At 66.2% G+C, this 8,657-nt stretch carries 9 protein-coding genes and 3 pseudogenes; 6 read left to right on the forward strand and 6 right to left on the reverse strand.

Translation table 11 applies throughout. From position 1 onward, the window contains the following. A partial coding sequence (locus CKO43_RS23990; protein WP_455710412.1) for a thiolase family protein occupies nucleotides 1-233 on the reverse strand: 233 nt, incomplete at its 3' end. A 29-nt stretch (nucleotides 234-262) separates the two neighbouring features. Continuing rightward, the gene (locus CKO43_RS23995; protein WP_200380226.1) at nucleotides 263-856 is read right to left on the reverse strand and encodes a lipocalin-like domain-containing protein; all 594 of its coding nucleotides are present in this window, start codon (nucleotides 854-856) and stop codon (nucleotides 263-265) included. Nucleotides 857-991: 135 nt separating this feature from the next. On the opposite strand from CKO43_RS23995, the gene CKO43_RS26245 reads away from it, so the two are divergent. Next, entirely contained in the window at nucleotides 992-1,630 is a 639-nt protein-coding gene (locus tag CKO43_RS26245) for a TetR/AcrR family transcriptional regulator (RefSeq protein WP_200380227.1), read from the forward strand. Between the two features lie 231 nt (nucleotides 1,631-1,861). Here CKO43_RS26245 and CKO43_RS24005 read toward each other — a convergent pair. Further along, nucleotides 1,862-1,951, reverse strand: a pseudogene (locus CKO43_RS24005) (IS66 family transposase); the annotation flags it as partial. Between the two features lie 334 nt (nucleotides 1,952-2,285). On the opposite strand from CKO43_RS24005, the gene CKO43_RS24010 reads away from it, so the two are divergent. The 5 genes and pseudogenes from CKO43_RS24010 (at nucleotide 2,286) to CKO43_RS24025 (ending at nucleotide 6,164) form a co-directional block, all read left to right on the forward strand. Beyond that, nucleotides 2,286-4,094, forward strand: a complete 1,809-nt coding sequence (locus CKO43_RS24010) for an alpha-amylase family glycosyl hydrolase (RefSeq protein ID WP_200380228.1) — start codon at nucleotides 2,286-2,288, stop codon at nucleotides 4,092-4,094. A 49-nt stretch (nucleotides 4,095-4,143) separates the two neighbouring features. Continuing rightward, nucleotides 4,144-4,287: pseudogene (locus CKO43_RS26480) on the forward strand (trypsin-like peptidase domain-containing protein); the annotation flags it as partial. A gap of 63 nt (nucleotides 4,288-4,350) precedes the next feature. After that, nucleotides 4,351-4,713, forward strand: coding sequence for a hypothetical protein (locus tag CKO43_RS24015; RefSeq protein ID WP_200380229.1), 363 nt, complete (start codon nucleotides 4,351-4,353; stop codon nucleotides 4,711-4,713). A 318-nt stretch (nucleotides 4,714-5,031) separates the two neighbouring features. Continuing rightward, nucleotides 5,032-5,880, forward strand: coding sequence for a PA4780 family RIO1-like protein kinase (locus CKO43_RS24020; protein ID WP_200380230.1), 849 nt, complete (start codon nucleotides 5,032-5,034; stop codon nucleotides 5,878-5,880). Continuing rightward, nucleotides 5,877-6,164: a TIGR02450 family Trp-rich protein gene (locus CKO43_RS24025; RefSeq protein WP_346014513.1), complete on the forward strand. Its 288-nt coding sequence runs from the start codon at nucleotides 5,877-5,879 to the stop codon at nucleotides 6,162-6,164. Before CKO43_RS24020 ends, CKO43_RS24025 begins: the two co-directional genes overlap by 4 nt. Nucleotides 6,165-6,535: 371 nt before the next feature. Here the strand turns inward: CKO43_RS24025 and CKO43_RS24030 are convergent, their stop codons facing one another. From CKO43_RS24030 to CKO43_RS24040, 3 genes and pseudogenes are all read right to left on the reverse strand, one after another. Beyond that, a complete protein-coding gene (locus CKO43_RS24030; protein ID WP_242481331.1) occupies nucleotides 6,536-7,891 on the reverse strand; it encodes a sodium-dependent transporter in 1,356 nt (451 codons plus the stop codon). A gap of 52 nt (nucleotides 7,892-7,943) precedes the next feature. Beyond that, nucleotides 7,944-8,384, reverse strand: a complete 441-nt coding sequence (locus CKO43_RS24035) for a hypothetical protein (protein ID WP_200232219.1) — start codon at nucleotides 8,382-8,384, stop codon at nucleotides 7,944-7,946. 79 nt (nucleotides 8,385-8,463) lie between these two features. Continuing rightward, nucleotides 8,464-8,657 (reverse strand): annotated as a pseudogene (locus CKO43_RS24040) (hypothetical protein); the annotation flags it as partial.

The following is an 8,657-nucleotide window of genomic DNA, read 5'->3' on the forward strand; positions in this document are numbered from 1 at the left end:
GGGATGCCGGCCGCCATCATCGCCTGGCGCGCCGGGGCCTGGCCGACGTTGGCCGTCAGCACGTTGCCCATGAAGACCTCGTCGATGGCGGCCGGGTCGATCTTGGCCGAGGCCACCGCCGCGCGCAGCGCCGTGGCACCCAACTGTACGGTCGGCACGGGGCCGAACTGGCCGAGCAGGACGCCGATCGCGGTGCGCTTCGCGGCGGCGATGTAAACAGTATTCGTCGACATTTTCGAATATCTTTCCTGGGGTTATCGGGTTATTTCGCGGGAGCCGCCCGGCGGCGCCAGCGCAATTGCGTGACCTGAACCTTGCCGCCGATCAGAACCGGGTCGCCGGACAGGACCAGGGTGTCGTCGCCTTCGGTCCGGACATACCGCTTCTGCTTGCTTCCGACCCAATTCGGCATCAGGCTGAAAAGCAGGTTGTGATAAACGATGTGGTTTTGCTCGTCGACCGCATACCAGCCCGCATAGGCGAAGTAGGTGCGCGCCGCCTCGACCGTCTGTTCGGTCGTGCCGCCGTCCATGTCAGGCACGGCGAAGGGCTTGCGCCCGGCGCGGGCCAGCTGCACGGACATCCAGCCATCGGAGCTGTAGCTGAGGTATCCCTGGGCGCCGGGCCCCATGGCGTCGGTGACGACGCCCTTGTCGTCGGTGCTCGTGAAGGATTCCAGCAGCCAGGTGCCGACGAGCCACTTGGACAGCGGCGCCTGGGTTTGAGCTTGCGCGGCCGCGACCGGCAACAGGGCCGATATGATGCAGGCCAAACCCGTCATCATGCTGCGGCGACTCAGCCGCAATCCCTGTTTGCCGACCACGGCCGCTTGAATTCGATTTGCAATTGCTTTCATCGTCATTTCCTCGGTTTTTGGGCGCGGCCATGCTGTGTTCTCGACGCGCTGGCGATCCCCTTCGTCGGCCCGCCCTTGACGGAGCTTGTCGACGCAGGCAAAGTTTAGGACGGTCGACCTAGCTATTATTGATTTATGTCAAACCCGCTTTCTTCGACGGCTGAGCGCATCCTCGACGCTGCCGAAGCCTTGTTCGCCGAACAGGGCTACGACGGCGTCTCGGTACGAGCGATTACCGACACCGCCGGGGTGCGCCTGAACCTGCTGTCCTATCACTTCGGCACTAAGGCCGCGCTGTTCGAGGCGGTGATCGACCGCCGGCTCGACGTACTCAACGAACGCCGCCGCGAAGCGCTGGCGGCGCTGGCGCAGCGCAAGGCCACGCCTACGGTCGAGGACCTGCTGGTCGCCTTCATCCGGCCGTACCTGGAGCTGGCCGCACGTGGTGGCCCGGGCTGGATAAGCTACACCCGCTTGATCGCGCAGATCTGCCAGTCCGACGTGCACTCGCCGCTGCTGGAGAACCACATGAAGGAGACGCTCGACCTGTTCATCGACGCGCTCTCCAAGGTGCTGCCCGACGCCGGGCGCAAGAATCTGACGCGCGGGTTCTACTTCACGATCGCGCTGATGGTGTCGGCCTTCTCGGGGGCCGGGCGCATCGATGGCCTGGTGCAGGGCCAGCTCGACGACGAGGCGCTGGACGTGGCCTACCGGCCGCTGCTGACCTACACGACGGCAGGGCTGCTGAGCCTGTGCCGCCTGGGGGCCTGACCGCCACCCGCCGCGACGGGGAACTTGCTAGCGCGCTGCTGCCCTCTGCCGGGGGCCGCGCTCGCCGAGCCCTGCCGAGGGGCGGCTTTCCGTAAGCGTCCGGCGAAGTCACCCAGACGGATTTGCAATCCGTCCCGCAACCGCTCTGCTGCTGCGAGGCCAGCGGCTGCCCGCGATACGGCAGTCGTTCTGCAAGCCGGCACCAGACTCAAACGCCGTTGTGCAGTCGCTCCACAGGTACGCGCGGTGCGTCTTGCCGTGGCCGGGCTCGAGCATCGCCACCGGCGTCTCGTCGGCGTGCAGCACGTCCTGGCGCAGCAGCCCGACTCCCTCCAAACCCCGCGTGTCCTGATCCCCGCCAGGCGCGCTGCGGAGCCGCGCGCCGGAGCTATCGCAGGACAAAAGGCGCGCTGTCCTGCGCGCAGGCGCGCCCTTGTCCGACCGGTGGCCTCGAAGCCTGTCTTCAGCATGCCGCGTGCTCACCGGGCCTAGGCAAACCCAGCCGCGTCCGGTGGTACCTGGCGAGCCCGCGCTGCCCATGTGCAGCAGCTCGCCGCCCCCTGCTCTCCGAGCCGGACCCGGCTGAAGAACGCCCACGTCGATCAACCGGACCGCCGGCCTGGAGCCCACCCTCTCGCCCAGAAAAAGTCGAAGCATGAACGTCCGCCACACCGCAGAGTCCGTCCGCCCCGTCGTCGCCGGCATGGGCGCCTTGCCGACACCCGAGGGCTGCGCCTTCCGTGTCTGGGCACCGCACGCCGATGCGGTGTTCGTGGCGGGCGACTTCAACGACTTCGATCCCGACACGCACGCGCTGCAGCCCGAGGCCGACGGCTACTGGTACGGCTTCGTCGAGTCGGCGCGCGCTGGCGACGAGTACAAGTACGTGATCCACCACGCGGGCCAGCAGTTCTTGCGCATCGATCCGTACGCCCGCCAGGTCACGTCGTCCATCGGCAACGGCGTCATCTACGACCACGCCGCCTTCGACTGGGCCGACGACCAGCCGCAGATCGGCGGCCACAACGAACTCGTGATCTACGAGCTGCACATCGGCTCGTTCTTCGCCCGCGAGGGCGAAGGCCAGCCGGGCACTTTCGAGCTCGCGCTCGCCAAGCTCGACCACCTGGTCAAGCTGGGTGTCAACGTCGTGCAGGTCATGCCGGTGGCCGAGTTCGCCGGCGACTACTCCTGGGGCTACAACCCGGCGCACGTCTTCGCCGTGGAGTCGGCCTACGGCGGCCCCGATGCCTTCAAGACCTTCGTCAAAGCCTGCCACCAGCGCGGCCTCGCGGTGGTGCTCGACGTCGTCTACAACCACTTCGGCCCGTCCGACCTGGACCTGTGGCGCTTCGACGGCTGGAGCGAGAACGACAAGGGCGGCATCTACTTCTACAACGACGACCGATCGTCCACGCCCTGGGGCGACACGCGCCCCGACTACGGCCGCGAGGCCGTGCGCCGCTTCATCCACGACAACGCGATCTCGTGGCTGCGCGACTTCCACCTCGACGGGCTGCGCTACGACATGACGCCCTACATGCGCAGCGTCGGCGGCAACGGCCACGACATCCCCGACGGCTGGAGCCTGATGCGCTGGATCAACACCTCCGTGCGCGAGCAGTTCCCGGGTCGCATCCTGATCGCCGAGGACATGCAGCACCTGCCCGAGATCACCCAGGTGGGCGAGCACGGTGCCGCCTTCCACGCGCAATGGGACGGGGCCTTCGTGCACCCGATCCGCGAGGCCGCGATCGTCGCCAACGACGAACACCGCGACCTGCACCGCGTGCGCGACGCGCTGCAGACGCGCTACAACGGCGACGCCTTCCAGCGCGTCATCTACACCGAGTCGCACGACGAAGTGGCCAACGGCCGCGCCCGGGTGCCGGCGGACATCAACCCGGACGAGCCGACCGGCTGGCACGCGCAGAAGCGCTCGACCGCCGCCGCCGCGCTGGTCTTCACGGCGCCGGGCATCCCGATGATCTTCCAGGGCCAGGAGTTCCTGCAGGGCGGCTGGTTTCGCGACGACGTGCCGCTGGACTGGGACAACAGCCAGCAGTTCCGCGGCATCCTGCGCCTGTACCGCGACCTGATCGCGCTGCGGCGCAACCTCGGCGGCAGGACGCGCGGCCTGCAGGGCCAGCACATCCACGTGCACCACCTGAACAACGAAGCCAACGTGCTTGCATTCCAGCGCTGGCAGGACCACGGGCCCGGCGACGACGTGGTCGTGGTCGTCAACTTCGGCCACGAGGCGCGCACGGACTACCGCATCGGGATGCCCACCGGGGGCAGCTGGAAGCTGCTGCTCAACTCCGACGCGCCGGTCTACGGCCCGGATTTCGACGGCCACGAGGCGCAGTCGGTGGTCGCCGAGGACGAGGCTTACGACGGCTTCGGCGCCAGTGCGGTGGTGAACGTCGGGGCCTACTCGGTGCTGATCTACGCACTGGAGTGAGCGGCGCCCACCCCCGGGGCATCACGGCCCATCCAGCCGCTGCAGCCTCGGTCGTGTCACCGCGCAGCGCGGCGACGACAGCTTCGTCAGCGACCTCGACGGCTCGATGGGCAGCAGCGGCTCGCCGGTGTTCGACGCCCAGGGTGGCGTGATCGGGGTGTTCTCGCGTGTGGCGGGCTGGTTCGGCTGGTGATGGCGGAACGGCGCACACAATGTTCGATGCCGGCAGCCTGCCGGCACCTGATCACGCCCGCCGATGTCTGACGGTCTCTACTGCAAGGTCTACCTGGCCGGTGCCGCCGACAGCGCCGCCGCGAAGGCCGCGATCAGCGCCGCCACCGGCCAGCTCTTCGAGCGACGCGGCGCGCAGGTGGCCGGGTTGAGGGTCGATATCTTCGACAACGGCCAGCCCGGCTCGAAGGCCACCGATGCCGACGACGACTTCATGCGCTGGCCGGTCTACCTCGAGGTCGAGCCGATGGCGGCGGACATGGCCCAGCCCGCATTCATCGCGGCGCTGGCCGGGCTGCTGAACAGCCTGGATGCGCACGGCCTGCGCAGCGTGGCCAGTTGCGACTTCGAGGATGAACTGGCCGCGGCACAGCAGGCGCGCCGCTGAGAACTCAGGCGTTTGGCAAGCGGTCGGTCGCGATCACGCGCCGGCTGTTGGCGTCGACGTCCGCGGCACGCCGGACGCCGGACGCCGGTCGCTCAGTCGGATGCGCCCGCGCTGTATTGGATGACCGCAAAACGGGGTTCATCGTGAGGACGACCCCGGCGGCCTCCGGCGGCATCCGCTGCACAGCAGTGGTCCGGCGACCTGAGCGGCGGCTCAAGAGAGTGCAGGGGGCCATGCCGCAAGCTGCCCGCGACGTTGCGCTTGAGCGCTCACACAAAGCCCTGAAGAGTGAGCTCAGGTAACGTCGACAATGCACCGATGAAGACACCGGCCCGCCTGCAAGTTCTGATCGACGAAGGCCTGATCGACGGCGTGTTGCGGCAACTCAAGAGCGGCAAGGAAGCCGAGGTGTTCGTGGTGCGCTGCGGCGATGAAACCCGTGCCGCCAAGGTCTACAAGGCCGCCACCGAGCGCAGCTTTCGCCAGGCGGTGGACTACACCGAGAACCGCAAGGTGAAGAACAGCCGCCAGGCGCGTGCCATGGCCAAGGGCACCCGATACGGGCGCGAGCAGCAGGAAGTCGCCTGGCAGCGTGCCGAGGTGGACGTACTGTTCCGTCTGGCTGCAGCTGGCGTGCGCGTGCCCAAGCCTATCCACTTCTTCGAAGGTGTGCTGCTGATGGAGCTGGTGTCAGACGCCGACGGCAACGCTGCCCCGCGGCTAACGGATGTGACCTATACGCCCACGGCTGCACGCGAGCATCACGCGCTGCTGCTGCGCGAGGTGGTTCGCATGCTGTGCGCCGGCGTCGTGCACGGTGATCTGTCGGAGTTCAACATCCTGCTGGGCCAGGACGGACCCGTCATCATCGACCTGCCGCAGGCGGTAGACGCCGCCGGCAACAACCACGCCCCGCGCATGCTGATGCGCGACGTGGACAACCTGCGCAGCTTCTTCGGCCGGCACGTGCCGGAGCTGCGCGATACGCGCCATGGCCCCGAGATCTGGGACCTGTACGCCGCGGGCCGCCTGAGCCCCGAGAGTCCGCTGACAGGCCGGTATGAACCCCGGCCGGGCGCCGTGGACCTGGGCGCCGTGCTGCGCGAGATCGAAGACGCCCGACTGGAAGCCAGAGAGCGCGATCTGCGCAGGGGTGCCGCGAATTGAAGACCGGACCGGCCCCGGCCGCGATGCCCGATGCAACGACGCCATCGGCGGTGAGTGCACGCCGCACCCCCCTCAGCCCGAAGAAGCTGCTGTTGAGCAAATGGACAGCGGTGCAGCCCGTGAACCGCGAGAAGCACTTCGTCGTGGTGCGGGTGATCGAACCCGAGCCACCCGCTGTGCGCATCGAACAGGTCGAGCTTGAGGCCGTGCACTCTCGGCGCGTGCTGCAACTGCACTGGCGCGACCTAACCGACCCCGGGGTGTGGAGGCAGGGCTGGGTTTGAAGCGCCCCGCCGCACGGGATGCGGAGGGGCTGTCCTGCAACGAGAACGCCGTACTGCGGTCCGCTGTTATGCGATTGACGCTATCCGGACTCGGGTCGCGAACGGCCCGGTCCTGCTTGGCACGGCACGCTCTTCGCGACCCTCAGCTGCCGTTCGCGGTTCTCGAAAGCTGCCCGACGCCCGGATTTCGACTCTGCGCGTTTGGCATCTCTGAAGCAGCCATTTCGCCACCGGCGGTCGGCCTTGAAACGTCGGGGCGCGAGGCCGCCTTACGAAGGCGTTGCGCCCCGTGTTTGAGCCGGCCAGCACCCTGGCGAGCTGCACTGATTCAGGGCAACTCGCTACATTGCGGCTACGTAACGACATTACCGCTAGAAGACCTTCAGGCCGTGCAGGAGCACGATGGCGATCGAGAGTGGTGCGACGTAGCGGACGAGGAAGAAAACTGCGCGAATCAGGCCGCGATTGTCCAGTGTCCCCTCGTTGCTCAAGCGCTTCTCGAGTTCCGGCAAACCGTACACCCAGCCGACGAACAGGCAGATCAAGATGCCGCCCAACGGCAGAAGAACGTTTGAACTGAGGAAGTCGAAGAGATCGAAAGGATTCATGCCGAACAGCTTCGTTTCCGCGAGCACGCCTTGCGAGAGAGCCGCCGGCGCGCCGATCAGCGCAATGACCAGGATCGTGCAGGTCGAAGCCTTCTTGCGGCCCATACCGAAGCGCTCGGAGAGGATAGCAACCGGCACTTCAAGCAGCGAGAGGATGGCGCCGACACTGGCGATCGCCGTCAGGATGAAGAAGATCGTCATGAAGACGATGCCGCCCGGCATGGCGGTGAATACTGCCGGAATGGTCATGAACACCAGCGACGGGCCGGCCGCCGGCTCGAAACCGAAGGCGAACACCGCCGGGAAGATGGCGATGCCCGCCAGCAGCGACACCGAGAGGTCGGCCAGCATGACGCGTGTTGTCGTTGCAGGAATGTTCTGATCCTCGCGGAAGTAGCTGCCGTAGGTCAGCATCGTTCCCATGCCGAGCGAAAGCTTGAAGAAGGCGAGGCCGAACGCCGTCAGCACGACCGCTGGCGTGATCTTCGAAAAGTCCGGGCTGAACAGAAAGGTCAGTCCCCGCGCAGCGCCTTCCAGCGTCAGGCTGCGCGCGCAGAGGACCAGCAGCAGGATATATAGCACTGGCATCAGCTTGCGCGTCACGGCTTCGATCCCCTTGGACACGCCCAGCATGATGATGCTGCCCGTAATGCCGAGCACAACCCACTGCCAGATCAGCGATGAAGTCGGATTCGAAACCAGTGCGCCGAAGATTTCACCGGCGATTTTCGGATCGCTGGTCAGAACTTCTCCGCTCATCGCCTTGAAAATGTAAGCGTACACCCAGCCTGCGACTTCCGAATAGAATGCCATGATCAACAGCGCAGAGAGAAAGCCCATCCAGCCGATGAGTTTCCACCCGTGCTGTCGCGGAGCCAGGCGGTCGAATGTCGTAATGGCGTTGGCTCGCGCGGCGCGGCCGAGCGTCGTCTCCGCCATCATCAGCGGCAGGCCGACCATCAGCGTGGCGAGTAGATAGACGAGAAGAAAACCGGCGCCGCCGTTGACCCCGGTGAGAGAGGGAAACTTCCAGATATTGCCGAGTCCGACGGCAGAGCCGAGGGTGGCGACCAGCACGCCGAATTTGCTGGTAAAGCCGTCACGTTTGGATGGATTCATCGTGCTTCCGTATTTCTTGGACTGGCATCGCTGATTTATGCGGTTCATGCGCCTAAAAGGACCGTGCATCTTGCCGTGAGAGAAGCGCCAGAGCAAGCGGAAATCCGGCATTGTGAATAATGGCCAGCGCTGGTGCATTCTGCCAACGATCGCGCAGAGCTCGTTTCAACATAGATCCGGCACCTACCCCGTTGTCTGAAGTGCTGGCAGGGACTCGGCGGCCCGGTGACCGGTGCGATACGGCTGATGTAGCGCACAAGGCAGCCCCAGCGGTCGAGGTCCTGAACTGCTCCGCAGTCGCCTTGACGTGCTGCAAGGCCGCGCCGACGTTGGCGATCAGCCGCTTCAGGGTGTCGGCTCGGCCGTGCAGCGGAGTCAGATACAGCGTCGTCTGGTTGGCATGGCTGGCGGCCTTGCCCACCGCGGCCAGTAACAGCGGACGGCCGCTCCTGGCCGACAACAGCAGTCGGGGTCCACTGCCGATAGCAGACATCGGCGATTGCTTCGACTTGCTCCGAATGTCGCATCTCACGCACAACTGCGGCTGACACCTCGCGGCCAGGAGCAGAACCTCATCGAGGTCCGCTTTGTGGCGGTCTGGCGGCGGGCAGCGCGTCCAAAGAACTGCGCACGGCGCCGCCGCCCATCTTCAGCACGTGGGTGTAGATCATCGTGGTGGCCATTGCGGAAATACCCAGAACCACGCCCACGACATCGCCGCCCTCGGGTACTTTCGTTCGAGCGCGTGAGGCGTATCGACGCCCGC

Source organism: Rubrivivax gelatinosus (assembly GCF_016583785.1).
Classification (GTDB): domain Bacteria; phylum Pseudomonadota; class Gammaproteobacteria; order Burkholderiales; family Burkholderiaceae_C; genus Rubrivivax; species Rubrivivax gelatinosus_B.